At 63.3% G+C, this 26,193-nt stretch carries 30 protein-coding genes and 1 pseudogene; 20 read left to right on the plus strand and 11 right to left on the minus strand.

What is annotated here, in order from left to right:
• The 4 genes from hflC to rpiA all read right to left on the minus strand — a co-directional run.
• A partial coding sequence (hflC, locus tag AC2FMM_RS08485; RefSeq protein ID WP_496796319.1) for a protease modulator HflC occupies positions 1 to 721 on the minus strand: 721 nt, incomplete at its 3' end.
• 3 nt (positions 722 to 724) lie between these two features.
• Entirely contained in the window at positions 725 to 1,873 is a 1,149-nt protein-coding gene (hflK, locus tag AC2FMM_RS08490) for an FtsH protease activity modulator HflK (RefSeq protein ID WP_496680296.1), read from the minus strand.
• A 72-nt stretch (positions 1,874 to 1,945) separates the two neighbouring features.
• Positions 1,946 to 3,304, minus strand: coding sequence for a glutathione-disulfide reductase (gene gor / locus AC2FMM_RS08495; RefSeq protein ID WP_496796320.1), 1,359 nt, complete (start codon positions 3,302 to 3,304; stop codon positions 1,946 to 1,948).
• A 109-nt stretch (positions 3,305 to 3,413) separates the two neighbouring features.
• A complete protein-coding gene (rpiA, locus tag AC2FMM_RS08500) occupies positions 3,414 to 4,199 on the minus strand; it encodes a ribose-5-phosphate isomerase RpiA (RefSeq protein WP_005982205.1) in 786 nt (261 codons plus the stop codon).
• 125 nt (positions 4,200 to 4,324) lie between these two features.
• Between rpiA and AC2FMM_RS08505 the strand changes: the two genes are divergently transcribed.
• The 4 genes and pseudogenes from AC2FMM_RS08505 (at position 4,325) to AC2FMM_RS08520 (ending at position 7,827) form a co-directional block, all read left to right on the plus strand.
• Positions 4,325 to 5,122: a methyltransferase domain-containing protein gene (locus tag AC2FMM_RS08505; RefSeq protein ID WP_496713504.1), complete on the plus strand. Its 798-nt coding sequence runs from the start codon at positions 4,325 to 4,327 to the stop codon at positions 5,120 to 5,122.
• Between the two features lie 80 nt (positions 5,123 to 5,202).
• Positions 5,203 to 5,415, plus strand: a pseudogene (locus AC2FMM_RS08510) (thioredoxin domain-containing protein); the annotation flags it as partial.
• A gap of 74 nt (positions 5,416 to 5,489) precedes the next feature.
• Positions 5,490 to 6,863 (plus strand): L-serine ammonia-lyase, encoded by a 1,374-nt coding sequence (locus AC2FMM_RS08515; protein WP_496680292.1) that lies wholly within the window; start codon positions 5,490 to 5,492, stop codon positions 6,861 to 6,863.
• A 49-nt stretch (positions 6,864 to 6,912) separates the two neighbouring features.
• A complete protein-coding gene (locus AC2FMM_RS08520; protein WP_496796321.1) occupies positions 6,913 to 7,827 on the plus strand; it encodes a DMT family transporter in 915 nt (304 codons plus the stop codon).
• Here the strand turns inward: AC2FMM_RS08520 and AC2FMM_RS08525 are convergent.
• On the minus strand, positions 7,772 to 8,479 hold the full coding sequence (locus tag AC2FMM_RS08525) for a thiamine diphosphokinase (RefSeq protein ID WP_496680288.1): 708 nt from the start codon (positions 8,477 to 8,479) through the stop codon (positions 7,772 to 7,774). The genes AC2FMM_RS08520 and AC2FMM_RS08525 overlap by 56 nt on opposite strands.
• Positions 8,480 to 8,601: 122 nt before the next feature.
• Between AC2FMM_RS08525 and AC2FMM_RS08530 the strand changes: the two genes are divergently transcribed.
• Complete coding sequence (locus tag AC2FMM_RS08530) at positions 8,602 to 10,311, plus strand: hypothetical protein (protein ID WP_496713510.1); 1,710 nt, start codon at positions 8,602 to 8,604, stop codon at positions 10,309 to 10,311.
• A 130-nt stretch (positions 10,312 to 10,441) separates the two neighbouring features.
• Here AC2FMM_RS08530 and AC2FMM_RS08535 read toward each other — a convergent pair whose 3' ends face one another.
• The 5 genes from AC2FMM_RS08535 to nthA all read right to left on the minus strand — a co-directional run bounded on the left by AC2FMM_RS08535 (position 10,442) and on the right by nthA (position 13,812).
• Positions 10,442 to 10,684, minus strand: coding sequence for a DUF2842 domain-containing protein (locus AC2FMM_RS08535; protein WP_496713512.1), 243 nt, complete (start codon positions 10,682 to 10,684; stop codon positions 10,442 to 10,444).
• Positions 10,684 to 11,979: an adenylosuccinate synthase gene (locus AC2FMM_RS08540; RefSeq protein WP_496775302.1), complete on the minus strand. Its 1,296-nt coding sequence runs from the start codon at positions 11,977 to 11,979 to the stop codon at positions 10,684 to 10,686. Before AC2FMM_RS08540 ends, AC2FMM_RS08535 begins: the two co-directional genes overlap by 1 nt.
• A gap of 212 nt (positions 11,980 to 12,191) precedes the next feature.
• Positions 12,192 to 12,527, minus strand: coding sequence for a nitrile hydratase accessory protein (locus AC2FMM_RS08545; RefSeq protein WP_496796322.1), 336 nt, complete (start codon positions 12,525 to 12,527; stop codon positions 12,192 to 12,194).
• Positions 12,524 to 13,201, minus strand: coding sequence for a nitrile hydratase subunit beta (nthB, locus tag AC2FMM_RS08550; RefSeq protein ID WP_496796323.1), 678 nt, complete (start codon positions 13,199 to 13,201; stop codon positions 12,524 to 12,526). The genes AC2FMM_RS08545 and nthB overlap by 4 nt, the downstream gene beginning before the upstream one ends.
• A complete protein-coding gene (nthA, locus tag AC2FMM_RS08555; protein WP_496796324.1) occupies positions 13,198 to 13,812 on the minus strand; it encodes a nitrile hydratase subunit alpha in 615 nt (204 codons plus the stop codon). Before nthA ends, nthB begins: the two co-directional genes overlap by 4 nt.
• 149 nt (positions 13,813 to 13,961) lie before the next feature.
• On the opposite strand from nthA, the gene secG reads away from it, so the two are divergent.
• The 10 genes from secG to AC2FMM_RS08605 all read left to right on the plus strand — a co-directional run bounded on the left by secG (position 13,962) and on the right by AC2FMM_RS08605 (position 21,659).
• Complete coding sequence (gene secG, locus AC2FMM_RS08560; protein WP_496680278.1) at positions 13,962 to 14,327, plus strand: preprotein translocase subunit SecG; 366 nt, start codon at positions 13,962 to 13,964, stop codon at positions 14,325 to 14,327.
• A 158-nt stretch (positions 14,328 to 14,485) separates the two neighbouring features.
• Positions 14,486 to 16,129 carry a CTP synthase gene (pyrG, locus tag AC2FMM_RS08565; protein ID WP_496796325.1) on the plus strand — a complete coding sequence of 548 codons (1,644 nt, stop codon included), beginning with the start codon at positions 14,486 to 14,488 and terminating at the stop codon, positions 16,127 to 16,129.
• A 78-nt stretch (positions 16,130 to 16,207) separates the two neighbouring features.
• A complete protein-coding gene (locus tag AC2FMM_RS08570; protein WP_496711860.1) occupies positions 16,208 to 16,501 on the plus strand; it encodes a DUF1330 domain-containing protein in 294 nt (97 codons plus the stop codon).
• Between the two features lie 42 nt (positions 16,502 to 16,543).
• Positions 16,544 to 16,993, plus strand: a complete 450-nt coding sequence (locus tag AC2FMM_RS08575) for a tellurite resistance TerB family protein (protein ID WP_496680273.1) — start codon at positions 16,544 to 16,546, stop codon at positions 16,991 to 16,993.
• 20 nt (positions 16,994 to 17,013) lie between these two features.
• Complete coding sequence (locus AC2FMM_RS08580) at positions 17,014 to 17,451, plus strand: tellurite resistance TerB family protein (protein WP_496688894.1); 438 nt, start codon at positions 17,014 to 17,016, stop codon at positions 17,449 to 17,451.
• 5 nt (positions 17,452 to 17,456) lie between these two features.
• Complete coding sequence (locus AC2FMM_RS08585; protein ID WP_496742361.1) at positions 17,457 to 18,200, plus strand: phosphate/phosphite/phosphonate ABC transporter substrate-binding protein; 744 nt, start codon at positions 17,457 to 17,459, stop codon at positions 18,198 to 18,200.
• A gap of 128 nt (positions 18,201 to 18,328) precedes the next feature.
• Positions 18,329 to 19,105 carry an ABC transporter ATP-binding protein gene (locus AC2FMM_RS08590; RefSeq protein WP_496680271.1) on the plus strand — a complete coding sequence of 259 codons (777 nt, stop codon included), beginning with the start codon at positions 18,329 to 18,331 and terminating at the stop codon, positions 19,103 to 19,105.
• A gap of 32 nt (positions 19,106 to 19,137) precedes the next feature.
• Positions 19,138 to 19,887: a transporter substrate-binding domain-containing protein gene (locus tag AC2FMM_RS08595; protein ID WP_496680270.1), complete on the plus strand. Its 750-nt coding sequence runs from the start codon at positions 19,138 to 19,140 to the stop codon at positions 19,885 to 19,887.
• An 81-nt stretch (positions 19,888 to 19,968) separates the two neighbouring features.
• A complete protein-coding gene (locus AC2FMM_RS08600) occupies positions 19,969 to 20,856 on the plus strand; it encodes an ABC transporter permease (RefSeq protein ID WP_480633320.1) in 888 nt (295 codons plus the stop codon).
• A complete protein-coding gene (locus tag AC2FMM_RS08605; protein ID WP_496680269.1) occupies positions 20,853 to 21,659 on the plus strand; it encodes an ABC transporter permease in 807 nt (268 codons plus the stop codon). The genes AC2FMM_RS08600 and AC2FMM_RS08605 overlap by 4 nt, the downstream gene beginning before the upstream one ends.
• A gap of 11 nt (positions 21,660 to 21,670) precedes the next feature.
• Here AC2FMM_RS08605 and AC2FMM_RS08610 read toward each other — a convergent pair whose 3' ends face one another.
• The gene (locus tag AC2FMM_RS08610) at positions 21,671 to 22,060 is read right to left on the minus strand and encodes a MerR family transcriptional regulator (RefSeq protein WP_496742354.1); all 390 of its coding nucleotides are present in this window, start codon (positions 22,058 to 22,060) and stop codon (positions 21,671 to 21,673) included.
• A gap of 88 nt (positions 22,061 to 22,148) precedes the next feature.
• Between AC2FMM_RS08610 and AC2FMM_RS08615 the strand changes: the two genes are divergently transcribed.
• The 5 genes from AC2FMM_RS08615 (at position 22,149) to AC2FMM_RS08635 (ending at position 26,192) form a co-directional block, all read left to right on the plus strand.
• The gene (locus AC2FMM_RS08615) at positions 22,149 to 22,481 is read left to right on the plus strand and encodes a hypothetical protein (RefSeq protein ID WP_496711863.1); all 333 of its coding nucleotides are present in this window, start codon (positions 22,149 to 22,151) and stop codon (positions 22,479 to 22,481) included.
• 4 nt (positions 22,482 to 22,485) lie between these two features.
• On the plus strand, positions 22,486 to 22,710 hold the full coding sequence (locus tag AC2FMM_RS08620; RefSeq protein ID WP_496711864.1) for a GDCCVxC domain-containing (seleno)protein: 225 nt from the start codon (positions 22,486 to 22,488) through the stop codon (positions 22,708 to 22,710).
• A gap of 65 nt (positions 22,711 to 22,775) precedes the next feature.
• The gene (locus AC2FMM_RS08625) at positions 22,776 to 24,095 is read left to right on the plus strand and encodes a glutamine synthetase family protein (protein WP_496796326.1); all 1,320 of its coding nucleotides are present in this window, start codon (positions 22,776 to 22,778) and stop codon (positions 24,093 to 24,095) included.
• 58 nt (positions 24,096 to 24,153) lie between these two features.
• Complete coding sequence (locus AC2FMM_RS08630) at positions 24,154 to 24,834, plus strand: type 1 glutamine amidotransferase (RefSeq protein WP_496796327.1); 681 nt, start codon at positions 24,154 to 24,156, stop codon at positions 24,832 to 24,834.
• On the plus strand, positions 24,834 to 26,192 hold the full coding sequence (locus AC2FMM_RS08635) for a glutamine synthetase family protein (protein ID WP_496688905.1): 1,359 nt from the start codon (positions 24,834 to 24,836) through the stop codon (positions 26,190 to 26,192). The genes AC2FMM_RS08630 and AC2FMM_RS08635 overlap by 1 nt, the downstream gene beginning before the upstream one ends.
• Position 26,193: the final 1 nt, after the last annotated feature.

Consider the following 26,193-nt stretch of genomic DNA (forward strand, 5'->3'; position numbering starts at 1 on the left):
CAAAAATTGCGTTGCGCTGCGCATCGGCCTCACCGCGGACGATCTCGGCCTCGCGGCGTGCTTCTGACACCAGTTCGACCACGGTCCGATCGGCCTGAGCGCGGATCCGCTGTGCGGCTTCCTCACCACGGGCCACTTCGTCGGCCGCCTCGCGTTCCCGCTCGGCGCGCATCCGGGCGAAGGTCGCCTCGAGGTTGGCCTGCGGCAGGTCGGTGCGTTTCAGGCGCACGTCGATCACCTCGAGGCCCAGATCGCGGGCCTCGGCGATCGCGCCGTTGCGGATGCGCAGCATCAGCGCCGCCCGGTCCGAGCTGAGGATGTCATTCGAGCTGACCGAACCCAGAACCTCGCGGGTTTTGGCGCGCAGGATCGAGTCCAGACGCTGCTCGGCAGTGTCGATGCCACCGGCACCCACGGCCTCGCGGAACTGGCGCACATCGGCGATCCGATAGCGCGCGAAGGCGTCGACCACCAAGCGGCGGTCATCCAGCGGCGTGACTTCCAGCGGCCCGACCTCGCGGCTGAGGATACGGTCGTCATAGCGCACGACCTCCTGGATGATCGGAATCTTAAAGGCCAGGCCCGGCTCTTCCTTGACGTCGACCACCCGGCCGAATTGCAGAACCAGCGCCTTTTCGCGCTCGTCCACGATGAAGATCGCCGACAGGGCGATCACCAGAACCACGAAAATGGCCGGCAGGAGAAAGGATGATTTACGCATGTCTTAGTTCCCCTCGCCCGAATTGCGGCGCAGTTCGTTCAGCGGCAGATAGGGCACGACGCCCTGCCCCTGTCCGGTCGCGCTTTCGTCCAGGATGATCTTGTCCACGTCGCCAAGAACCTGCTCCATCCGTTCCAGGTACAGACGTTTGCGAGTCACGTCCGGCGCCTTGGAATATTCTTCCAGAACCGCGCTGAATCGGCTGGCCTCACCCTGGGCTTCGTTCACGACCTGGGCGCGATAGGCCTCGGCCTCTTCCAGCACCTGCGCGGCTTCACCGCGCGCACCGGCCAGAACCCGGTTGGCATAGGCATCGGCTTGCTTCTCGAGCCGGTCCCGTTCCTGTCCGGCCGACTGGACCTCGCGGAAGGCGTCCTTGACTGGCTCTGGCGGGTCGGCCCCGTCAAAGTTCACACGGACGATGTTGATGCCCGAATTGTAGCTGTCCAGCGTTGACTGGATCAGCTCCTCGAGCCGCTCGGCGATGACCGCACGGTCGCGGTTCAGGATCGGCGCCAGGTCCGACTGCGCGATGATCTCGCGCATGGCCGATTCAGACACCGCACGGATGGTTTCGCGCGGATCGCGGAGGTTGAACAGGAAGTCCGCCGGGTTCGAGATGTTCCAGACCACCTGGAAATCGATGTCGACGATGTTCTCGTCGCCGGTCAGCATCAGCCCTGCATCGGTGCCGCGACCGCCCGAGCCGATGGTCTCGGTCTGTTCGACCTTCACCGGGATGACTTCGGCCGTGACCACGGGCCACGGGGCAAAGTTCAGACCTTCGGTGCCGATCCCGGAAAAGCGGCCGAACAGCAGTTCAACCGACTGTTCTTCGGGCTTGACCGTATAGGCGCTGGCAAAGCCCCACAGAACCAGGGCGGCAACCCCACCCAGCAGGATCGTGCCCTTGGTGATCGCCGGGCCGCCACCGCCTCCCTGGCCGGACCCGTTGCTGCCGCGACCACCGCCGCCGCGCCCGCCCATCAGCACGCGCAGCTGCTCCTGGCCCTTTTTCATCAATTCATCGATTTCGGGGATCTGCGGCCCGTCGCCTTCGGGCGGACGTCGCCCGCCGCCATTGTTTCCCCGGTTTCCTCCGCCACCGGATGAGCCTCCGCCCCCCCAGGGGCCTCCGCTGTTGCCCGCCATGTGTTTCATTTCCCTTGTTTTGGCCCGTGAGCTCACGGGATCACTTGTAACCTGTGTGCGCGCGCTTGCAAATCAAGCGGTACGCACGGGTTGCCGCATGGTTACCAGTTCTTCAGCCATTACTGGATGAACCGCAACCGTGCGATCGAAATCTTCTTTTGTCGCCCCCATCTTGACCGCGATGCCAGCCAACTGGATCATCTCGCCCGCGCCGGGGGCGACGATGTGACACCCCAGCACCTTGCGGGTGGCCTGACTTACGATCAGCTTCATCAACACCCGTTGCGTGCTGCCTGCGAACGCCTTCTGCATCGGTTTGAACGAGGTCGCATAGACCTCGATCGGCTCCTGCTCGGCGGCGGCCTCCTCGCTCAGCCCAACGGTGCCCATCTCGGGCTGGGTGAAGATTGCGGTCGGGATCAGTTCATGATCCACCGGGGTGGGGTTGCCCTTGAACACGGTCTCGACAAAGGCCATCCCTTCGCGGATCGCGACCGGCGTCAGGTTCACCCGGTCGGTCACGTCACCGATGGCAAAGATCGAGGGCACCGCCGTTTGGCTGTATTCGTCCACGATGATCTCGCCCTTGCGGCCACGTTCGACGCCCAGACCTTCCAGCCCCAGATCGTCGGCATTGGGCGCCCGGCCCGTGGCGAACATGACCACGTCGAACAGCAGTTCCGACCCGTTGGTCGCCTTGACCCAAATCTTGTCGCCCTGCTTTTTCATCTCGAGCACATTGGTGCCCAGATGCACGTCGATACCGTTCTGGCACATCTCTTCGCAGATCAGCCCGCGCGCCTCGTCATCGAACCCGCGCAGGATCTGCGCCCCGCGATAGAATTGCGTGGTCTTAACGCCCAGGCCGTTCATGATCCCGGCGAACTCGCACGCGATATAGCCGCCGCCGACGATCAGCATGGTCTCGGGCAGCTTATCCAGATGGAAAATCTCGTTCGAGGTAATCGCCAGTTCCGAACCCGGAAACTCGGGCACCACGGGGCGGCCGCCGGTTGCGATCAGGATGTGCTTGGCGGTCTTGCGGGTGCCATCGGCCAGTTCGACCGTGTGCGGATCGACCAGTTTCGCGCGCTGGTCAAAGGTTTCGACGCCGTTGTTCTTGAGGATATTGCGATAGATCCCCTCAAGCCGGTCCAGCTCGGCATGCAGCTTGCTGCGGAACTGCTGCCAGTCGAAAGCGCCCGGCTGGATGTCCCAGCCATAGGCGCGAGCGTCTTCAACCATGCCCGAATATTCGCTGGCGAACACCATCAGTTTTTTGGGCACACAGCCCCGGATCACGCAGGTTCCGCCATACCGGTCCTCTTCGGCCAGCGCGACCTTGGCGCCGGTTTCACCCGCCGCCACCCGCGCCGCGCGGACCCCGCCCGAGCCGCCGCCGATGACGAATAGATCATAGTCAAAGCTCATGCCGCGTTCCTTCTGTCAGCCTGCCTCGAAGTGTCTTGGATATGTGGGGGCGCAGGACAACCTGCCAAGCCCCGGGCATTGATACCACACGGGCGCGTGAACGCCCCGGTCAGTCGGCCAGGTCCGAGAACAGGTTGTCGTCGCCCTCGCCAAGACGATCCAGCTGGATCGTGCCTTCGTTGATGTCGCGCAGCTCGACCCGGCCATCGCCGAACCCGATCACCACCTTGTCGCAGATGTCGATGAACAACCCGTTTTCCACCACGCCGGGGATCTGGTTCAGGGCCAGCGCCAATTGCCGCGGGTTGCCGATACGCTGCAGGTGCAGGTCCAGGATGTGGTTGCCCTCGTCGGTGACGGTCGGGGCCTCGCCGTTCATCCGCAACGTAGCCGACGTGCCCAGAACATCCATCGAATCCAGCAGTTCCTCGACCAGCGTCCGCGTGGTCTGCCAGCCAAAGGGAATCACCTCGATTGGCAGGGGAAAGGCACCCAGAGTCTCGACCTCTTTGCCGGCATCCGCGATCACCACCATCAGGTCGCTGGCCGTGGCCACGATCTTTTCCTGCAGCAAGGCCGCGCCGCCGCCCTTGATCAGGTTCAACTCGCCGTCGAATTCGTCGGCCCCGTCGATGGTCAGGTCCAGCCACCCGGCCTGATCCAGCGATACCACCTCGATGCCCACCTCGCGCGCCAGCTGCGCCGTTGCGGTCGAGGTCGGAACGCCCCTGATCTTCAGGCCCTCGTTCTTCACGCGCTCGCCCAGTCGGCGCACCAACCAGGCCGCCGTCGACCCGGTGCCCAGCCCCACGCGCATTCCGTCCTCGACCATCTCGGCCGCCCGATAGGCGGCGACGCGCTTGGCAGTGTCGATCGGTGACAGTTTCTGGGTCATTGCAACCTCGCAAAGTTCAAAATTCGACCCCTTATAGGCAATCCCTGCTGCGGGTGCGAGGGGGAAGGGCGCGGTTTCCTTCGTCTGCACAAGAATTTCGGCTACGATGGCCCGAAGGGGGCACCATGCTGAAATTCGGAAAATCCACGGCGCAACTGCTGGACATGGCCTATCAGGGCGCGGATGTATCGCGCCGCCGTCGCGCCAATTTCGACGCCCTCGCCCCCGCCCCGGGTGAGGCGATCCTGGATCTTGGCTGCGGTACCGGCCTGCTGACCGCCGAACTGGCCCGTGCGGTGGGGCCACAGGGGCAGGTTACCGGCCTCGACACCAGCCCGGACATGCTGGCCGCCGCGCGCAGCCGATGCAGCGCGTTTGATCACGTTGACCTGGTCGAGGGCTCGGCCTTTGACATGCCGATCCCCAACCAGCATTTCGACAAGGCCGTGTCCGTACAGGTGTTCGAATATTTCGCCGACCCGGCGCCTGCGCTGAGCGAACTCAACCGCGTCCTGCGCCCGGGCGGGCGTCTGGTGATCGGCGACACGCACTGGGACAGTTTGACATGGCACAGCGACCACCCTGAACGCATGCGCCGCATCTGCGAAATCTGGGACGCCCACCTGGCCGACCGCTGCGTTCCGGCCGCGCTGCCCGCGGCCCTGCGGGGCTGCGGGTTTCAACCGGACCACGTGAATCCGGTGACGTTCTGCGACACCACCCTGCGCCCCGACGGACTAGCCCTGATGATGATTCGGCTGATGCAGGACTTTGCCATCCAGTCTGGCGAAATCCTCGAGGCCGAGGCAACGGCCTGGGCCGACGAGCAAAACGCCCTTGCCGACGCGGGCCGGTTTTTCATGTCGATCACCCATTTCGTCTGGGTGGCGCACAAAAGCCGATCCTTGCCATTGACGATTTGATGTGTCGGAAATACGCGTTTCCTATCGGAAACGTCGCAATCGTATGTTCGCGCAACAGGCGGGCTGGATATTTTGGCTCCATGACTGAACGGTATGCCCTGCACTACGCCCCCGACAACGCCGCGCTGGTGATCCGGCTGGCGCTGGAAGAGATGGGCCTGCCCTACCGCACGGAACTGGTCGACCGCGCCCACAATGCGCAGGACAGCGCCGCCTGTCGCGCGCTCAATCCCAACGGGCTGATACGGGTTCTGGGAACCCCGCAGTGCCCGATCTTTGGAACCGCCGCGATCACGGCCGAAGGGCTGGGCACCGCACCGTTTACCGCACCCACCTATGCAAAGCCTCCAGAAGGGTCTGCCACCTGATGTTTCTTTCCGTCTTCGACATGTTCAAAGTGGGCATCGGCCCGTCCTCGTCCCACACGATGGGACCCATGGTGGCTGCCGCCCGGTTCCTGGATCTGATGCGCGCCTCGCCGTTCGAATTCGCGGGGCTGCGCGCCTCGCTGCACGGATCGCTGGCCTTTACCGGGGTCGGCCACGCCACCGACCGGGCCACGATCCTGGGCCTGGCCGGGTTCACCCCCGACACCTATGACCATGACAAGGCCGAGGCGACCCTGGCCGCCATCGCCGACGCCCGCAGCGTTTCGCCCGAGGGCCTGCCCACGCTGCGCTTCGACCCCAAGGCGGACCTGATCTTTGACTATGACAACGCGCTGCCGGGCCACGCCAACGGCATGATCCTGATGGCCACCGACGCGCAGGGCGACGTGATCCTGCGGCAGGTCTATTACTCGGTCGGCGGCGGCTTTGTCCTGACCGAAGAGGAACTGGCCGAAGGCAAGGACACCAACGATGGTCCCCCCGTGCCCTACCCGTTCAAGACCGCAGCCGAGATGCTGGAGATGGCCCGCGCAAGCGGCAAGTCCATCGCCGAAATGAAACGCGCCAACGAGATCGCGCGCGGCTGCGCCGACAGTTTCGCCAAGGGCACCGCCCGCCTGTGGGAGGTGATGAACGCCTGCATCGAGCGCGGACTGAGCACCGACGGCATCCTGCCCGGCGGCCTTAAGGTACGGCGCCGCGCCAAGGCGATCCACGATGCGCTGATGGCCGAACGGGGCATGAACCTGAATGCGCCGCACACGATCAACGACTGGATGAGCGTCTATGCGATGGCGGTGAACGAGGAAAACGCCGCTGGCGGTCAGGTCGTCACCGCCCCCACCAACGGCGCGGCAGGCGTGCTGCCGGCGGTGCTGCGCTATTACCTCGACCACGTTCCCGGCGCATCGGAAAGCCATATCGAGGATTTCCTGTTGACCGCCGCCGCCATTGGCGGGCTGGTGAAGTACAACGCCTCGATCTCGGGCGCCGAGGCCGGGTGTCAGGCCGAAGTGGGCAGCGCGGCCGCGATGGCCGCGGCGGGCCTCTGCGCAGTGATGGGCGGCACGCCCGAACAGGTGGAAAATGCCGCCGAGATCGCGCTGGAGCATCATCTGGGCATGACCTGCGACCCGGTCGCCGGGCTGGTGCAGGTTCCGTGCATCGAGCGCAACGGGCTGGGCGCGATCAAAGCGGTTTCGGCGGCGTCGCTGGCCCTGCGCGGGGACGGGCAGCATTTCGTGCCGCTGGACGCGGTGATCGAGACCATGCGCCAGACCGGCCATGACATGCACGAGAAATACAAGGAAACCTCGCTGGGCGGACTGGCCGTCAACGTGCCGAACTGCTGAGACGCATTAGACCTTTCACCGGCCCGCCGCTTGACCTAGCGTGCGGGCCATGACCCAGGATCGCCCCGTCTTTGGCATCTTCCTGATGCTTGGTTTCTGCGTGCTGGCCCCGCTGGGCGACGCGCTGGCCAAGCTGTTGGGCGAGACCATGCCGCTGGGCCTGCTGGTCCTGGCGCGTTTCGCGGTGCAGGCTGCGCTCCTGATCCCTCTGGTGGCACTGACCGGCCGGCCGTGGCGGATGCGCGGGCGCGTCCTGCGGCTGACCGCGCTGCGCACGCTGCTGCATATCATCGGCATCAGCGCGATGTTCAGCGCGCTGCAATTCCTGCCGCTGGCCGATGCGGTGGCCATCGCCTTCGTCATGCCGTTCATCATGCTGCTGCTGGGGCGCTACGTTCTGGGCGAAGAGGTAGGCCCCCGCCGCCTGATCGCCTGCATCATCGGCTTTGCCGGCACCCTGCTGGTGATCCAGCCAAGCTTTGCCCAAGTGGGCGCCCCCGCACTGCTGCCGTTGATCGTTGCGGTGGTTTTCGCCCTGTTCATGCTGGTCACGCGGCAGATCGCCAAAGAGACCGATCCGATCGCCCTGCAAGCGGTATCGGGTCTGATGGCAACGCTGTTGCTGCTGCCGGTCCTTCTGATCGGCGCATCCGCAGACCTGCCTGCCCTGACGCTGACTCTGCCGGCCAACGCCCCCTACGGTCTGCTGCTGTCCATAGGGGTATTGGGCACGGTCGCGCACCTGTTGATGACGTGGTCGCTGCGCTATGCGCCGTCGGCCACGCTGGCCCCGATGCAGTATCTGGAAATCCCCGTCGCCACGTTGATCGGCTGGCTGATCTTCCGCGACCTGCCCAACGGTCTTGCCGCCTTGGGGATCGCGATCACCGTGGGTGCCGGCCTCTATGTCATTCTGCGCGAGCGGGCCACCGCCCTGTCTGCCCGGACGCAAACGCCTGCATGACCTGATCCAGCGCGCCGCGCGGCACCATCACGATCAAGCCCGGCCCGTCCACCGTGAGCGTGACATCCGACAGCGCCCGGTTCGACGTGCCCACACGCCCGTCGGGTTCCAGCACCAATCCGTCGATGGGCCATTCCAACCCCAAGCTTCGCCCGGTCACCCGCCGGAACGGAAACAATGACACCGTGTCGCCTGGCGGGATCTGCAAGGTGACATGCGGCGGCGCGTGGAACACCACCTCTTGCGACCCAAGAAGGATGCAGGGTCGATCCGGCCAACGCACCATGGTATTGAACACCGCCAGCTGGTGATCCAGCCGCCCGCCCAGGAATCCGACACCCAGCACCACCGGTGCTCGAATATTGCGCAGGGCCTTGTCGAAATCGGTGCTGTCCTGTTCGCGGATCGGAAACAGCCGCTCGGCCGGCACCTGCGCACGATGGCGGCTGGAAAGCGAGTCGAAATCGCCGATCACCGCATCCGGAACGCGCCCCGAATCGATCAAACCCGCCGCGCCCCCATCCGCAGCAACGGCCAGCCTGACGCGGCTCAGCGCCAGATCCAGATCGCCGGGGCCGATTTCTCCGCCACCAAACAGCCCGATTGGCCAATCAGAATGAACAATTTCGCCGTTTTTTCCAAGATTGACCATTTTTCCCGCTTTTGGACACATTCAGACCACAAAATGATAGGTTCATCAGAACAGTTGCTTGAGCCGATTCTGCGCCGCGGTTGCGAGTTTGGCTGTGTTATTGTGTAAAGGACGTGCGTCTGATGGTACAGAACAACAAGGTATTGACCGTTTCCTACGGGACTTTTTCCTGCACGCTGGAAGGGTTCGACGATTCCTTCGAAACGATGAAGGCGATTGCGGAATATTTCCGCGATCTCGCCGCAGAAGATCGCTATTTCGGTTCTGAACCTCCGCAACCCGACGCCGAGATGCTGGCCCGCATCGCGCAACGAGACACCGCGCGCCACGTCGAGGCCCGCCCCGGCGAGAACGGGTTGCTGCTGCGCGCCTCGGATCGCCCCCCTTCGGCCGCACCGCACCCCATGACTGCTGACACCCGGACCCCCTCCATGACCCCTCCCCTGTCTGACCCGCAAGACCCAGCCGCGCGCCCTGCGGCGCCGCCCCCGGCTGCGGACAGCATCGCCGCGAAACTGCAGCGTATCCGCGCGGTGGTTTCCCACGGCGACCACCCCCCCACGCCTTACGCAGAAGAAGATGAGACCGGCTTTCTGGCTGCAACCGAACCCCAGGTCGACGCCATTTCGGCTGCTTTTGAAACGGGCGCCTTGGCCCCGGACGATCTGGAAACGGTGGCCGGTTCGGATCCGGCGGCAGCCAGCCCCCGGCAGCCCGACACCCCGTCCACCGCCGGTGCGGAACCAATCTTGGCCCAGCCGGACGACCATGTGGAAAGCGCTGCAGAAACCGGTGCCTCCGTTGAGTTGGTCGATCAGACTGACGTGGAACCCGACCTGCCGCCTCAAGCCACAGATGCCGACGACGATTTGTCCGTTGAACCGCCCCAGGCCGAGGCGGCAGAGACCGAGGACAACGGGTCTGACGAGATGGCGCCCGCGGCGCCTTCCACCCCGATCGAACCGGAAGCAGCGGCCGAAGAAGCCCTGTTCGAGGATATCGAGGACGACGCCCAGCCCGATGTCGACGACATCCTCAACATTCTGGGCGAAGACGACAACTCGGATGACACCAAAGAGGCAAACGGCACCCTGACGGTCGAGGATGAGGAAAACATCCTGCGCGAAATTTCCGCGATCGAGTCCGAAATGGAAGCGCCGGCCGACCACGCGGACGACGACGAACTGGACACGGATGTTCTGCGCCTGCTGCAGAAGGCGGATGCCGAACTGGGTGACCCGGCCACTGCCGACACGCGAGAAACCTATTCGCACCTGCGCACGGCTGTCGCGGCCACCGAAGCCGAGCGCGAGGCGACCGGTGACAATGCGGCTTCCGAGGACGAAAAATACCGCGGCGATCTGGCCTCGGTCGTCAGCCCGCGCCGCCCCGAGATTCGAGTAACCAGCATGCGCCCGGAATCGGATACGGCCGCCCCCCTCAAGCTGGTGGCCGAGCAGCGGGTCGACAAGGACGCCCCAGAGGCGGGCCCGGTGACCCCGCGCCGCGTGACCGCCGAACCGGCGGACTCGTCACCCGATGAAGGCGGGTTTGCCCGGTTCGCGCAAGAACAGGGCGCACAGTCACTGCCCGAACTGCTCGAGGCCGCGGCCGCCTACCTGTCGTTCATCGAGGGCCAGGAACAGTTCTCGCGCCCTCAGTTGATGAACAAGGTTCGCGCCCTGAAGCAAGACGAATTCAACCGCGAGGAAAGCTTGCGGTCGTTCGGCCAGCTGCTGCGCGACGGCAAAATCGAAAAAGCCGGCGGAGGGCGCTTTGCCGCCTCGAACCAGATCGGCTTCCGGCCCGAGGACAAACGCGCCGCGGGCTGACAAGACCCCCACAACTGACCAATCGGGCCGGAGACATTTCTCCGGCCTTTTTTGGTGCGGCTGACATGGGTTCTTTTGGGAAGCCGGTCGCGCCCCGATCACGCGGCTTTGATCAGGGCCAGTGGTGCACTTACTCCTGCTCTTGGTCGGGGTCGGCCTGCCCCACCCCCCTGAACACGAATTTGAACGGAAGCGCCCACAGGATCCCAAGCCCGACATAAACCAAAAGTTCCAGCCAGATCGGAGGACGGTCCAGCCAGTTCAACACGGTGACGACGGCCACGATGTAGAGCGGCAGCCCCACCAGCAGCAGCACCAATGACCACCGCCTGCGCGCCTTGTAGCTGAGACCGGTTTCTCGTTGCCTGCGCATCAGTCTGCAAACGGGTCGGTCACCAGGATGGTGTCGTCCCGCTCCGGGCTGGTGGACAACAAGGCCACCGGGCACTCGATCAGTTCTTCGACCCGACGCACGTATTTGATCGCATTGGCCGGAAGATCCGCCCAACTGCGCGCACCTTCGGTGGACTCGCTCCAGCCCGGCAACTCCTCATAGATCGGCTTGCAGCGCGCCTGCTGCTCGGCGGCCGTGGGCAGATAGTCCAAGCGCTGCCCATCCAACTCATAGCCAACACAGATCTTCAGCGTGTCAAAACCATCCAGAACATCCAGCTTGGTCAGCGAAATACCGTTGACCCCGCTGGTTGCACAGGTCTGGCGCACCAGACAGGCGTCGAACCAACCGCAACGCCGCTTGCGTCCAGTGGTGGTCCCGAACTCGTGCCCGCGCTCACCCAGGCGCTGCCCGTCCGCATCATGCAACTCGGTCGGGAAAGGCCCTTCACCCACCCGGGTCGTATAGGCCTTGACGATACCCAGAACGAAATCGATGGATCCGGGTCCAATGCCTACGCCCGTCGCGGCCTGGCCGGCGATCACGTTTGACGATGTCACGAACGGGTAGGTGCCGAAATCAATGTCCAGCAACGCACCTTGTGCGCCCTCGAACAGGATGCGCTTGCCCGCCTTGCGCTTTTCGTTGAGCACTTTCCATACCGGGGCGGCAAACGGAAGAATCTGCTGCGCGACATCCTTCAGTTGAGCGATCAGGGCATCGCGATCGACCGGAGCAATACCCAAACCCCTGCGCAGGGGGTCATGATGCTGCAATGCCCGGTCGACCCGGGCCTCCAGTGTCGCATCATCCGCAAGATCGGCCACCCGCACCGAGCGGCGCCCCACCTTGTCTTCATAGGCCGGCCCGATTCCACGGCCAGTCGTGCCGATCTTGGTCCCTTTGCTTGCGGCCTCTTCGCGCGCCCGGTCCAACTCTCCGTGAATCGGCAGGATCAAGGGTGTATTCTCGGCAATCATCAACGTTTCGGGCGTGATCTCGACCCCCTGCCCGCGAATCGTCTCTATCTCTTCCAAGAGGTGCCACGGATCCAGCACGACCCCGTTGCCGATGACACTCAGCTTGCCGCCACGCACCACTCCTGACGGCAGGGCGTGCAGCTTGTAGACCTTGCCGTCGATAACCAACGTATGCCCGGCGTTGTGCCCGCCCTGAAAACGCGCGATCACGTCTGCCCGCTCGCTCAGCCAGTCGACGATCTTGCCTTTTCCTTCGTCGCCCCATTGGGCGCCGACAACAACAACATTGGCCATATCCGGTCCTTTTGTGCTGATTTTCCAAACTCGGCCCGTATAACGAGGCACAGGCAGCAGGGAAACCGGTATTTCGACGCAGTGTTCGATCGCGCTGGCGCGCGATGCCTCCGGTGGGGATATTTTGGGCCGGATGAACATTGGCCGCAAATTTCATCTGGCCATAAATATCCTGGGGGAGTCGCCCGGAACGGGCGGCGGGGGCAGAGCCCCTATTCGCGAGTAAGTCGAACTGGGTGCCCGTGTGGAGTGCTCAGAAACGCAACCCTCCAAGCCTCGAACACAGCATCAAGTTCATTGCGCTCGGCGGTACCTGAGAATACCAAAAGTGTCTCGAGCGTTTCTAGCCAAGCTAGGAAATAGTCATTGCCGCCATCCAGTTCGCGGGCGACACCGTGCCGCGTCAAAGTGGTCGAAAAGGCATTCGTCCATTCAGCCCAGGAAAACCTCCCCGCCTCGTTCAGCGCAACCGTGGTGGCGAACAACTGTGCGTGCCAGGGTTGCTCGAACACCATGTCGGGCCGGATTGGTGGTGGGCATGTGGTCATGGCGGCTCCAGATAGCTTTGCCAAAGGTCAAGGATGACCTCGTCCTGTGGGCTTTCGGGGTGCGTCCAAAGTTGCGAGGCCCGAAACGCGACGGCGTAGAGCGGCTCAGGCGCTTCACCCAGTCCGTGGGCGCTGGAATCCGGCAGCACGTGACACCCGTGAACGCGCAAGATCCGCCCCTGCGCTCCGGCGGCATATTTCGGCAATCGGGTATGACCGCCATCGACCAATCGGTTCCCCGCCGGTCGGCGCGTACGCACCACCTGACCAACCTTGAATTCGACCTCGACGTTCGAAGGACGGTCGGCCGGACCACCCATGGCCAGAACTTTTTCCACAGCGCCGGCTTGCAGCGCCCGAACCGCCAACGGATGTTCCACCTTGGTGTCCACCCCGCGCAGCTCGTCCAGGCTGAGCACACCCGTTTCGACCAACAGGTCAGCCAGGGCCGAGATCCATTTTTCGTAATAGGAAAACCGCGCATAGTCTTGCGGCGACAACCGCTCGCGCGCATGGCGCGCGGTGTCAATGTTCCATTGCCCCAACGCGCCCGCGGCCAGCGTGACGGCAAGCGCCCGGGCGTGCCACTCCTCGGCGAAAACCGGGGCCTCCTGCGGCTCGGGCCGGACCCTGCCATCCCCGAACCGGCCACCCATATCATGCGCGCGTGTCATGCCGGCACCTTGGGCAGCCCGGTGCCGATCATGCTGTCGCGGGTCACCAGCGCCGTAAGCTCGTCCTCGCTCATCCCCTCAGTGCCCGGCGGCCTCATCGGAAGGACGAGGTAGCGTATCTCGGCTGTCGAATCCCACACGCGTACCGCCGTCTCAGACGGCAGATTTACGCCGAACTCTGCCAAAACCTTTCGCGGCTCGCGCAACGCGCGGGCGCGATAGGCGTCTGACTTGTACCAGGTGGGCGGAATCCCCAGCAGCGGCCACGGATAGCAGCTGCACAGGGTGCAGACGACCATGTTGTGCTGCTGCGGCGTGTTCTCGACCACCACAATGTGCTCTCCTTGCCGCCCGTAATAGCCCAGTTCGGCGATCAGCGGCGTCGCATCCTTCAGCAGCCCGGATTTGAACTCTGGATCGGCCCATGCCTTTGCAACAACGCGCGCACCATTCTGCGGACCAATCCGGTTTTGATAGATGTCAATGATCTCATCCAGAGCCGCCGGGTCGATCAGGCCCTTGCGGATGAGAACCGTTTCCAGCGCTTTCACGCGCAGGGCGGGTTCGGGCGGCAGCAGGGCGTGCGGATGATCGGGGTGGTCATGTGGCATGGCCAAAGCCTGCGCGATGCACCGCGTCCTGTCCACATCTTTCGATGCAAAATCGCGGATCGATCCGGCTGCGGGAAACTAGTGACTTGCCCCCGCCCCCAAACTTGCTTAAGTACCCGGCGATACACGCCACGCCGTACAGGACCACCATGGAAAACGTCGTTCTCATCATCCACCTTCTTCTGGCCCTTGGCCTGATTGCCGTTGTCCTGATGCAGCGGTCCGAGGGCGGCGGCTTGGGGATGGGCGGCGGTGGCGGCGGCGCCATGACCGGCCGCGCAGCCGCGACGGCGCTGGGCAAACTGACCTGGATTCTTGCGGCCTGTTTCATCGTCACCTCGATCACGCTGACGATTCTGGCGGCGCAGAAATCGGCTGGCACGTCGGTCATCGATCGTCTGGGCGTTCCGGCTCCGGTGGAAACCGAAGAAACCACACCGTTGGTTCCGCCGGCCGAAGATCTGCTGCCTCCGGCGCAGGGCGACAATGCCCCGCTGATCCCGCAGGCCGACTGATCCACAAAACCTAGAAATCTGAAAGAGAACGGCAACAGCATCTTGCGGTTCTCTTGCGCTTTTGGCGCGAATCCTTTATATGTGAAGTCCCGTGATGCTGCGGTTTTTCAGGCCGCCGGGCAGTTGGTAATGACGTCTCACGGGAGCAGCCGAAAAACATGGCGCGTTTTATTTTCATCACTGGTGGTGTTGTTTCGTCGCTGGGCAAGGGGCTGGCCTCGGCCGCACTGGGCGCGTTGCTGCAGGCACGCGGATATTCGGTGCGTCTACGCAAACTCGACCCCTACCTGAACGTCGATCCCGGCACCATGTCGCCGTTCGAACATGGCGAGGTCTTCGTCACCGATGACGGCGCAGAAACCGACCTGGACCTGGGTCACTATGAACGCTTCACCGGCGTTCCGGCACGCAAGACCGATTCCATTTCCTCGGGCCGCATCTACATGAACGTGCTCGAGAAGGAGCGCCGCGGCGACTATCTGGGCAAGACCATCCAGGTGATCCCGCACGTCACCAACGAGATCAAGGATTTCATCGCCATCGGCGAGGACGAGGTCGATTTCATGCTTTGCGAAATCGGCGGCACTGTCGGCGACATCGAAGGCCTCCCCTTCTTTGAAGCGATCCGCCAGTTCAGCCAGGACAAGCCGCGTGGCCAGTGCATCTTTATGCACCTGACCCTGCTGCCCTACATCAAGGCCAGCGGAGAACTGAAAACCAAACCCACCCAGCACTCGGTCAAGGAACTGCGCTCGATCGGTCTGGCCCCCGACATCCTGGTCTGCCGTTCCGAAGGTCCGATCCCGCAGAAAGAGCGCGAAAAGCTGGCCCTGTTCTGCAACGTCCGCCCCGATGCAGTGATTGCCGCGCTGGATCTCTCGACCATCTATGACGCGCCGCTGGCCTACCACAAGGAAGGGCTGGATCAGGCGGTGCTGGACGCTTTCCAGATCAGCCCGGCCCCCAAGCCCGACCTGTCGAAATGGGAAGACGTCAGCGACCGCATCCACAACGCCGAAGGCGAGGTGAAGGTGGCCATCGTCGGCAAATACACCCAGCTGGAAGACGCCTATAAATCGATTGCCGAAGCGCTGACCCACGGCGGCATGGCCAACCGCGTCAAGGTCAAGGTCGAATGGGTCGATGCCGAGATCTTCGACACCGAGGACCCCGGTCCGCATCTGGAAGGCTTCCACGCCATTCTGGTGCCGGGTGGATTCGGCGAGCGTGGCACCGAGGGCAAGATCAAAGCGGCGCAATACGCCCGCGAACATCAGGTTCCCTATTTGGGCATCTGCTTGGGTATGCAGATGGCCGTGATCGAAGCCGCCCGCAACGTTGCCGGCATCTCCGGCGCGGGGTCCGAGGAATTCGACCACGAGGCCGGCCAGAAACGGTTTGAACCGGTGGTCTATCACCTCAAGGAATGGATCCAGGGTAACGCCAAGATCGAACGCAAGGTTGGCGATGACAAGGGCGGCACTATGCGGTTGGGCGCCTACAATGCGGTTCTGACCGAAGGCTCCAAGGTGGCCGAGGTCTATGGCACCACCCAGATCGAGGAACGCCACCGCCACCGCTATGAGGTGGACACCAAGTATCGCGAACAGCTTGAGAAAGCGGGCTTGAAATTTTCGGGGATGTCGCCCGACGGGCGCCTGCCGGAAATCGTCGAATGGTCGGATCACCCGTGGTTCATTGGCGTGCAATATCACCCAGAATTGAAGTCCAAACCCTTCGACCCGCACCCGCTGTTCCGCGATTTCGTGCGCGCTGCGAAGGAAAGCTCGCGCCTGGTTTGACGCGCCCCTTCGGCTTGGGCTTGCTTTGCATTCCGTTCCGGGTCAATTTGACCCGGAAAAACCGCAGGGGGCAGTTTCATGGCCAAAGGATATTGGGTGGCGCATGTCGACGTGAACGATATGGAGGCCTACAGGAATTACATCGCCGCAAACGCCGAACCCTTCGCCGCCTATGGCGCGCGGTTCCTGGTGCGCGGGGGTCAGCGCGAGGTCAAGGAAGGTGCAGCCCGCGCCCGCACCGTGGTGATCGAATTCCCAAGCTACGAGGATGCGCTGGCCTGCTATGAAAGCGCGGGTTACCAGAAAGCCAAGGCCTTGCGCGATCCGGTCTCGCTGGGCGATCTGGTGGTCATCGAAGGCTATGACGGGTAGCCCGGGCTTGGCGGACCACAAAATACGGAATAGTCTGCGCCAATGTTGAAAAAGTTCTTTCAAGCGTTTCGCCCGCAGCAACAGACCACCCTGCCCGATCCGGACACGGAACTGGCTCTAGGCGCGTTGCTGGTGCGCGTGGCTCAGGCCGACCGCGACTACAAGCTGGAAGAGATCCGGTTGATCGATCGCATCCTGGCACGCCTGTACCAGCACAACGCGATCGAGGCCGCCCAGGTCCGCGCCACCTGCGAGAAGCTGCACGCCGCAGCCCCCGACACCGACACGTTCGGCAAGCTGATCCGCGAAACGACGGACTTGCAGGAGCGGCTGGCCGCGATGGAGGCCCTGTGGGAGGTGGTGCTGGCCGACGGAAACTCGGACGAGGGCGAGATCAAGATTGTGGAAGAGGCACGCATCGCCATGGGGCTCAGCTACAATGACAGCCAGGCCGCGCGCGAACGCGTGCAAAGCCGCTTGGACGCAGACTGAGCCGCCGCTATATCTGAGGCATGTTCAATGCCTTCCTGTCCCGGCTTACCCAGCCGCAGCCCGACCCACTGACCGATGACGACGCCCGGCTAGCGCTTGCCGCCCTGCTGGTGCGCCTTGCCCGGTCCGACGATGACTATGCCGACAGCGAAATGTCGCGCATCGACAAGGTCCTGGCTGAACGCTATGACCTGTCGCCGTTCGAGGCCGCAGGACTGCGTGCGCGGGCCGAGGACCTCGAGGCAGAAGCCCCCGACACCGTCCGTTTCACCCGTGCCATCAAGGATGCGGTGCCCTATGATCACCGCCTCGGCGTGGTTCAGGCGCTGTGGTCGGTGGCGCTGGCCGACGGTCAGCGCTCGCAGGATGAGGATTCGCTTTTGCGGCTGGTGGTCAGCCTTCTGGGCGTCAGCGACGTGGATTCGGCACGGGCCCGGCAGAAGGCCGCCAAATCGTGACCGCAATGCTGGGCATGTACGACATGCCCGCCCTTCGGCCCGTCAATGATCGCTTTTGGAGCCTGATTCGCGCGCATTTGGGCGAAGGTCCGGGCCAACTGACCCGTGATCGCGATTTCTGGGAAATCTGGCAGGACCCTGACCTAGTCTTTGCCCAGACCTGCGGCATGCCCTATCGCACCCGACTGCATGGCAAGGTGCATCTGGTTGGCACCCCCGATTATGGCCTGCCGGGTTGCCCTCCGGGGCACTATTGTTCGGTCTTCGTGGCCCGGGCCAATGATGCGCGTGATCTGCCCGAACTGGCCGCCTGCGTCCTTGCCTATAACGAGGCCCTGTCCCAATCGGGCTGGGCCGCCCCGGTCACGCATCTGTCCGAACTGGGCCTTGCACCGGCGCGCCTGCTGGAAACCGGTGGACACGCCCTGTCAGCGCAGGCCGTGGCCGACGGACATGCCGATTTTGCATCGCTGGACGCGCTGACATGGGTGCTGCTGCAAGAGCACACCGATCTGGGCCAGCGCCTGCGCCAAGTGGCAACCACGCGCCCCACCCCGGCGTTGCCCTACATCACCGCGATCACGCGCGATCCGGCCGCGGTCGCCGCCGCGGTTCGCGCCGCGATCTCAGACCTTTCCCCGGCCGATCGCGCGGCGCTGCACATCCACGGGTTGATCGACATTGCTCCCGATCTCTACCTTGCCGTTCCCAACCCGCCACCGCCCGCGGCGGTGGTGCCCGAAAGCTGACCAATTTGACCACTGTCCTTGGCCGAATCGGAGATTTCAGGTCTTGAACTTGTCATTTGCGCATTGCATTGCTCTGGTTTTTCAGCCCTAGTACCGCACCAACGCACTCAACAACACCAGGACGACCCGTGACCGACAGCACTCCCGTCATCGAGATCAGGAACCTGCACAAAAGCTTTGGCAATCTCGAAGTCCTCAAAGGAGTGGACATCACCGCCCATCGCGGCGACGTGGTGTCGCTGATCGGGTCATCGGGGTCGGGCAAATCCACCCTGCTGCGCTGCTGCAACCTGCTGGAAGACAGCCAGGAAGGCGAGATCCTGTTCAAGGGCGAGCCGGTGCGCTGGACGGGAACCCGCGACCATCGCCGCCCCGCCGATCCCAAGCAGGTGCTGCGCATTCGCACCAACCTGTCGATGGTGTTCCAGCAGTTCAACCTTTGGGCCCACATGACCATCCTGCAAAACGTGATGGAGGCCCCGATCACCGTGCTGGGCCGTGACCGGCACGAGGTCGAGGACAGCGCCCGCAGATATCTGGACAAGGTTGGCATCGGCGACAAATGCGACGCCTATCCGGCGCAGCTCTCGGGTGGCCAGCAACAGCGCGCCGCCATCGCGCGCGCGCTCTGCATGGAGCCCGAGGCGCTTCTGTTTGACGAACCGACCTCGGCGCTGGATCCCGAGCTGGAACAGGAAGTGATCAAGGTAATCAAGGATCTGGCCGCCGAAGGCCGCACCATGATCATCGTCACCCATGACATGCAGATGGCCGCCGACATCTCGAGCCACGTGGTGTTTCTGCACCAGGGCCTGATCGAAGAAGAAGGCTCGCCCGAAGATATCTTCTCCGCGCCCGAATCCGAACGGCTTCGGGGCTTTCTCTCCGCCACGATGGCGGCATAACATCAGAACAGAACCAAACAGGGGAGTTACCAATGAAAAACCTGATTCTGACCACCGCGGCACTGGCGCTTGGCGCCGGCATGGCCATGGCCGACACGGTCCGCATGGGCACCGAGGGCGCCTATCCTCCGTACAACTTCATCAACGACGCCGGCGAGATCGACGGCTTCGAGCGTGAAGTCGGCGACGAGCTGTGCAAACGCGCCCAGCTGGAATGCGAATGGGTCAAGAACGACTGGGATTCGATCATTCCGAACCTGGTGTCGGGCAACTACGACACCATCATCGCCGGCATGTCGATCACGGCCGAGCGTGACGAGGTCATCGACTTCACCCAGGACTACTACCCGCCGACCGCGTCGGCCTATGTGGCCACCTCGGCGGATGTTGACGTGACCGGTGGCGTTGTCGCTGCACAGACCGCGACCATCCAGGCCGGCCACGTGGCCGAGTCGGGCGCAACCCTGGTTGAATTCGCAACGCCCGAGGAAACCATCGCCGCCGTGCGCAACGGCGAAGCCGATGCCGTTCTGGCCGACCGCGACTATCTGGTGCCGCTTGTCGAGGAATCGAATGGCGAACTGGTCTTTGTCGGCGATCCAGTTCCGCTGGGCGGTGGCGTCGGTATGGGTCTGCGCGAAAGCGACACGGAGCTGCGTGAAAAATTCGATGCCGCGATTACCTCGATGAAACAGGACGGCACCCTGAACGAGATGCTGAAAAAGTGGTTCGGTGAGGATACCGCCACCTATGCACCTGACGGCTCGGTCGTCACCAACTAAGCATCCGGTCCTACGGTTCGGCGCCACGCGCGCCGAACCAATCCCGGCCTTGTGCTGGGCCTGACGTTCGAAAGACGCCTCATGTTTTCCTACTGCGCTGATCCCGACACGCTCGGCACTTTCCGCTGGTTTTCATGCTATCTGACCAACGGCGTGCACTGGTCGTTCTACTTGTCGTTCATCAAGGTTCTGGCCTTGCTGGCGGTGACGGCCCCGGTGGCGTTGGCCTTCGGTTTTGCGGGGGCCATGGCGGCCCGGTCGCACGTCCCGCCGCTGGGCTGGCTGGGCAAGGGCTATATCGCCATCGTGCGCGGGGTGCCCGACATTGCGTTTTTCCTGTTCTTCGTGATCGCCCTGGACCAGGGTTTCGAATGGATGCGGCACCAGGTGCTGTGTCCCGACTGGACCGATCCGATCCGTCAGGGCAACGATTTCCTCGTCTGCCCCGCCGCCAAGCTGCCGCTGGGCACCGCACCAGAATGGGTGCACGAAACCTACGGCTTTTTCCTGGCCGTCATCACCTTTTCGATCGTTTTCGGCGCCTTCGCCGCCAACGTGCTGTTCGGCGGCATGCGCGCCGTGCCGCTGGCGCAGCTTGAAACCGCCGAGGCCTATGGCATGACCCGCCGCCAGACCTTCTGGCGCATTCTCGTGCCGCAGATGTGGGTCTATGCTCTGCCCGGCCTGTCGAACCTGTGGATGGTGCTGATCAAGGCCACGCCCCTGCTGTTCCTGCTGGGGGTCGAGGACATCGTCTATTGGGCGCGCGAGTTGGGCGGCACCAAGACCTCGAAATTCACCGCCTATCCGCATGGCGACTGGCGCATGTGGTACTTCCTGTTCCTGCTGGTTTTTTACCTTGGCATGACCCGCGTTTCCGAGATTGGCCTTGAACGGCTGATGCGCCGCCTGTCGCATGGCCAGGCGACCTCGGGCGGAGAGCTGCTGCGTAAGGAGACCACCGCATGAGCTGCCTGCAGACCATCCAAGATTACGGCCTGCGCTCGATCGGCATCGGCGAGCGCCTGCTGCCGCGCAGCGATTTCACCCTATGCGAACAGTTCACCCTGATCGGTTCAGGGATGATCTGGAACATCTATTTCGGCGTGATGGCGCTGGCCACCGGGTTCTTCCTGGCCACGGCCGTGGCTCTGGGCAAGGCGTCCAGCCGCAAGTGGCTGCGAAAACCGTCCGAGTGGTTCATCTTCATCTTCCGCGGTTCGCCGCTGTTCATCCAGTTCTTCTTTGCCTACTTCCTGTTCCTGTCGCTCAAGAAGACCTACCCGATGTTTGACGCCTTCACCTCGGCCTGGCTGGGGGCGCTGATCGTGCTGTTCCTGAACACCGCCGCCTATTCCGGCGAGATCTTCTATGGCGCGCTGCGGTCGATTCCCAAGGGTGATATCGAGGCCGCCGATGCCTATGGCATGTCGGGTTGGTCGCGCTTCCGCCGGATCGTGTGGCCTACCATGCTGCGGTTGGCCTGGCCCGCCTACACGAACGAGGCGATTTTCCTGTTCCATGCCACAACGCTGGTCTTCTTCTCGGCCTTCCCGGCCTGGCAGCAACGCGGGGACGCGCTGTACTATGCCAGCTATTTCGCTGACAAGACGTTCAACCCGTTCGTCCCCTACCCGATCTTGGCGTTCTACTTCATCCTGCTGACGCTGGTGATCGTGGGCATGTTCGGCCTGATCAACAAGCGGCTGAACCGGCACCTGCCGGTGGCGCGCAAGGCCAAGATGCGGTTCCGCCTGAACCTGGCGCGCTGAGGCGCCGGGGCTCAGGCCATCCGCAACTGGCCCAGCATCCTGCAGTCCACCGACCCTTCGGCGCAATTGGCGGTCAGCTCGTCCAGGGCGGCTTGCAACCGTTGCAACTCGGCGATCTTGCGGCGTACGCTTTCCATGTGACGTTGCGCCAATGCGATGACCTCGGCGCAATCGGCCGCGCCGCCCTCGGACAGGTCCAGCAATGCCTTTGCGTCGCCCAGCGAAACCCCCAGGTCACGGCAGCGTTTCAGAAACCGCAACCGCCCAACATCCTGCGCGGAATACAGCCGCCGATTGTTGGTGGCCCGCGCCGGGCGCGGCACGATGCCTTCGCGCTCGTAATACCGGATGTTCTCAATCCCCACGCCGCTTTGACGGGCCGCTTCGCCGATCGCAATCACGTGACCTCTTTCGCTTGATCCTGTAGTGACTACAGGATTTAGACCTCTGCCCACGCGATGCGGCAATGCCGCAGGCCTTGAATAACGGATGAACAAGATGCGCGGATTTCTCGGCCTCAGCTTCGCCGGATCCCTGTCGGCCCTTAGTGTGGGCGCGTGCTGCATGCTGCCGATGACGATGATGTTGCTGGGCCTTGGCGGCAGTTGGCTGGCCGTCTTTGGCCAGATCATGGCGGTCAGCTACCATGTTCAGGCGGCCTCGACGGCACTGATCGCGACTGCGTGGCTGGTGGCCTGTCGGCGCAATGCTGTGCGCCATCTGGAATGGGGCTTGGCGGCCAGCACCGCGATGACTGCCGTCGCCTGGGTTGTCGTGTTCCACGAGGCCCGCATCAACGTATTTCTGATCCAGCCGATGTGAGACAATGACAGACAAGACCGTAACGCTTGAAAGCACCCTGACCTGCCCGGTCTGCGGCCACGCCCAGTCCGAGACCATGCCCACCGACGCCTGCCAGTGGTTCTATGAATGCAGCGCCTGTCACACCGTACTGAAACCCAAGCCGGGCGATTGCTGTGTCTACTGCTCGTACGGAACCGTGGCCTGCCCGCCCATTCAGCAGGGCGACAGCTGCCGTCGGATAATTTGATCAAATATCGTGACAAGGGCAAAAAGCTCGACTAGGTTTGCCGAAGCACAGCTACGGAGCCCCGGATGGACCTTGCCGCCCTGCACACATTTCGCGTCGCCGCATGTGACCTGAACGGCCAGATGCGCGGCAAACGCGTGCCCCCGTCTTACGCCGACAAGCTGGGCAGCGGCGCGGTGCGCATGCCGTTTTCGGCGCTGAACGTCGATCTGTGGGGCGCCGATATCGAGGGCAGCCCGCTGGTGTTTGAAACCGGCGACGCCGATGGCGTGCTGCGCCCGACCGAGCGCGGGCCGGTGCCGATGCCCTGGCTGACTACACCCACGGCGCTGGTGCCGATGTGTCTGTTCGACGATCACGGCACGCCGTTTGCCGGCGATCCCCGCCATGCGCTGGCCGCGGTCCTGTCGCGCTATGTCCAGCGCGGGTGGAAAGTTGTTGCCGCGACCGAGTTGGAATTCACCCTGCTTGATTCCTCGGATGCGCATCCAAAGCCCCCACATAACCCGGTCACTGGCCGTCGGCTGCGCGGCGAGGCGGTGCTGTCAATGGCCGAAATGGACGCCTTCGACGCCTTCTTCACCGAGCTTTATGACGGGTGCGCCGAAATGGGGATCCCCGCCCAGACGGCAATTTCCGAGAGCGGCATCGGCCAGTTCGAGATCAACCTGAACCATCAGGACGCCATGCGCTGCGCCGATGATACGTGGCTTTTCAAGGCATTGACCCGTGGGCTGGCTCGCAAGCACGGCTTTACCGCGACCTTCATGGCCAAACCCTATGCTGATGATGCGGGGAACGGAATGCATGTGCACTTCTCGGTGCTTGATGGCCAGGGCCGCAACGTCTTTGACAATGGCGGGCGTGAAGGAACCGAAATCCTGCGCTCTGCCGTCGCCGGATGTCTGGCCGCCATGCCCGGCAGCACGCTGATTTTTGCTCCGCATGGCAATTCTTACACGCGGCTCGTGCCCGGAGCCCATGCCCCCACAGGCGCGGCTTGGGCCTATGAAAACCGGACCGCCGCGATCCGCATTCCGGGCGGAGCGCCCGCCGCCCGCCGGATCGAGCACCGCGTGGCCGGCGGCGACATCAACCCCTATCTGATGCTGGCTGCGGTTCTGGGCGCGGCCCTCGTGGGCATCGAGGACGGCCTGCACCCCCCAGCCCCGATCACCGGCAACGCTTACGACATCGACGGCCTGCCGCAATTGGCCGCTGACTGGGACACGGCCGTGACTGCGTTCGAGACCGACCCGATCGTCGCGCGCATCTTTCCCGCTGATCTGATCCGCAACATGGCCATGACCAAGCGGCAGGAGATCGCGCGCTTCGAGCAGATCCCGGCAGATCAGCACTGGCTCAGTTATCTCGAGGCCGTCTGACCCCCTTGCCCGTTCGGCGGGACTCAGCTAGATTAAATTTGATCAAATTTGGTGACTCATGAAAATCGGCATTTTGCAGACCGGCCACGCGCCCGAACCGCTGGAGAAGAAATTCGGCGACTATGACGCCATGTTCCGCACCCTGCTGGATGGCAACGGTTTTGAATTCGTGACCTACGCCGTGGTTGATGGCGAATTTCCCGATGATCCCGATGATGCCGATGGCTGGCTGATCACCGGGTCGCGTCACGGTGCCTATGAGGATCATCCGTGGATACCGTCGCTCGAAGAGCTGATCCGACAGATCCAGGCGGCCGGCAAACCCCTGATCGGCGTCTGTTTCGGCCACCAGATCATCGCGCAGGCCTTGGGCGGCAAGGTCGAGAAATTCAAAGGCGGCTGGGCCATAGGGCGCACCGAATACGACTATGACGGTGAAACCGTCAGCCTGAACGCCTGGCATCAGGATCAGGTCACGCAACGCCCCGAAAGCGCGCACCTGCTGGGCAGCAACCCGTTCTGCGAAAACGCGATGCTAGCCTATGGCGACACGATCTGGACCGTGCAGGCCCACCCGGAATATTCCAACGACTTCATCCAGGGGCTGATGGAAACGCGCGGCAAGGGTGTGGTGCCCGATGCGCTGATGAAAGACGCGAAGACCCGCGAAGCCGCCCCCGATGACAACGAACGGATCGGCCGCCTGATGGCCGATTTCCTGAAGAAAGAGAGGGCCTGATGGCCGAATGGACAGAGCAGCTGCCACAGGCGGCGCGCGATTACATCGAAGGACACCGGCTGGACGAGGTGGAATGCATCATCTCGGACCTGCCCGGCATTGCCCGGGGCAAAGCGGTTCCGGCCTCGAAATTTGCCAAGCAGTCCTATTTCCATCTGCCAGACAGCATCTTCTACCAGACCATAACCGGAGACTGGGGCGAAGCCGCAGGCGAGGATGGTTTCATAGAGCGCGACATGATCCTCAAGCCCGATTTTTCCACCGCCACCGCGGCACCGTGGACGGGCGACTGGACGTTGCAGGTGATCCATGACGCCTACGACCGCGACGGCGATCCGATTCCGTTCAGCCCGCGCAACGTGCTGAAACGCGTGGTCCAGCTGTACAAGGACAAAGGGTGGAAACCGGTTGTCGCGCCCGAGATGGAGTTCTTCCTGGTTGCCCGCAACGTGGACCCGGCCAAAGGGATCGAGCCGATGATGGGCCGCTCGGGCCGCCCGGCTGCCGCGCGGCAGGCCTATTCCATGACCGCGGTCGATGAATTCGGCCCCGTGATCGACGACATCTACGATTTCGCCGAGGCGCAAGGGTTCGAGATCGACGGCATCACCCAGGAGGGCGGCGCTGGTCAGCTTGAGATCAACCTGCGCCACGGCGACCCGGTCAAGCTGGCCGACGAGGTGTTCTATTTCAAACGCCTCATCCGCGAGGCTGCGCTGCGCCACAACTGCTTTGCCACCTTCATGGCCAAACCGATCGAGGATGAGCCGGGATCGGCCATGCATATCCATCACTCGATCATCGACATGGAGACGGGCAAGAACCTGTTCTCGGGGCCTCAGGGCGGCGAGACGGACGCGTTCTACAACTTCATCGCCGGTCTGCAACTGCACCTGCCCGCCGGGCTGGCGGTGATGGCACCCTACGTCAACTCGTACCGACGCTACGTCAAGGACCACGCCGCCCCGATCAACCTGGAATGGGCGCGCGACAACCGCACCACGGGGATCCGCGTGCCGCTGTCGGGTCCCGACAGCCGCCGGGTGGAAAACCGCATTGCCGGGATGGACTGCAACCCCTATCTGGGCATCGCCGTGTCGCTGGCCTGCGGCTATCTTGGCCTTGTCAACCAGGACCGGCCGCGCCGTCAGTTCTATGGCGACGCCTACGAAGGTGACGGCGACATCCCGCAGGTCATGGGCAACGCGCTGGATCTGTTCGACGAGGCCGAAGCCTTGCATCAGGTTCTGGGCCCCGAGTTCGCCCGCGTCTACAGCATCGTGAAACGCGCCGAGTACGAGGAATTCCTGCAGGTGATTTCGCCGTGGGAGCGTGAACACCTGCTGCTGAACGTCTGAG

Source organism: Ruegeria sp. BHSC043 (assembly GCF_059612985.1).